The following is a 1,607-nucleotide window of genomic DNA, read 5'->3' on the forward strand; positions in this document are numbered from 1 at the left end:
AACCGGGTCTGTTGTTCGTTCATCGAGAGTTGCACAGTGGACGCGTAGCAGCTTAGTAGTCAAGTCCTCGGCCTATTAGTACCGGTCAACTGAACCCGTTACCGGGCTTACATTTCCGGCCTATCAACCCAGTCGTCTAGCTGGGGGCCTTACCCACTCAAAGAGTGGTGGGATACCTCATCTTGAAGCGAGCTTCCCGCTTAGATGCTTTCAGCGGTTATCCCTTCCGAACGTAGCTAACCAGCCGTGCCCCTGGCGGGACAACTGGCACACCAGAGGTTCGTCCGTCCCGGTCCTCTCGTACTAGGGACAGCCCTTCTCAAGTATCCTACGCGCACGGCGGATAGGGACCGAACTGTCTCACGACGTTCTAAACCCAGCTCGCGTACCGCTTTAATGGGCGAACAGCCCAACCCTTGGGACCTGCTACAGCCCCAGGATGCGACGAGCCGACATCGAGGTGCCAAACCATCCCGTCGATATGGACTCTTGGGGAAGATCAGCCTGTTATCCCCGGGGTACCTTTTATCCGTTGAGCGACACCGCTTCCACTCGCAAGTGCCGGATCACTAGTCCCGACTTTCGTCCCTGCTCGACCTGTCAGTCTCACAGTCAAGCTCCCTTGTGTACTTGCACTCAACACCTGATTGCCAACCAGGCTGAGGGAACCTTTGGGCGCCTCCGTTACCCTTTAGGAGGCAACCGCCCCAGTTAAACTACCCACCAGACACTGTCCCTGAACCGGATAACGGTCCGAAGTTAGATACCCAAATCAACCAGAGTGGTATTTCAAGATTGCCTCCACCCATACTGGCGTATGAGCTTCACCGGCTCCCACCTATCCTACACAAGCTAATTCGGATACCAATGTCAAGCTATAGTAAAGGTCCCGGGGTCTTTCCGTCCTGCCGCGCGTAACGAGCATCTTTACTCGTAATGCAATTTCGCCGGGCCTGTGGTTGAGACAGTGGGGAAGTCGTTACGCCATTCGTGCAGGTCGGAACTTACCCGACAAGGAATTTCGCTACCTTAGGATGGTTATAGTTACCACCGCCGTTTACTGGCGCTTAAGTTCTCCGCTTCGCCCCGAAGAGCTAACAGGTCCCCTTAACGTTCCAGCACCGGGCAGGCGTCAGTCCATATACATCGAATTACTTCTTCGCATGGACCTGTGTTTTTAGTAAACAGTCGCTTCCCCCTGCTCTCTGCGGCCATACAACGCTCCACCCGCGCGGGGCTTCACGTCTCCGGCCCCCCTTCTCCCTAAGTTACGGGGGCAATTTGCCGAGTTCCTTAACCACAGTTCGCCCGATCGCCTCGGTATTCTCTACCTGACCACCTGTGTCGGTTTGGGGTACGGGCCGCTAAGAACTCGCTAGAGGCTTTTCTCGGCAGCATAGGATCACTGACTTCACCTGAATCGGCTCGGCATCACGTCTCAGCCTCCATGGCGTGCGGATTTGCCTACACACCGGCCTACACGCTTACCCCGGCACAACCACCGGCCGGGCTCAGCTACCTTCCTGCGTCACCCCATCGCTTGACTACTACCCGCCAGGTTCCCACGCTCCCCACCCTCAACCCGAAGGTCTTGGATGGTTTGGATG

The 1,607-nt window shown here is 56.3% G+C and carries 1 rRNA gene (running past one end of the window); it reads right to left on the reverse strand.

Annotated features, from left to right (window positions below):
* Window positions 1-55: 55 nt before the first annotated feature.
* Window positions 56-1,607, reverse strand: a 23S ribosomal RNA gene (locus AB0L34_RS32815) (it continues 1,532 nt past the right edge of the window).

This window comes from Micromonospora sp. NPDC052213 (genome assembly GCF_040679695.1).
Taxonomy (GTDB): Bacteria; Actinomycetota; Actinomycetes; order Mycobacteriales; family Micromonosporaceae; genus Micromonospora.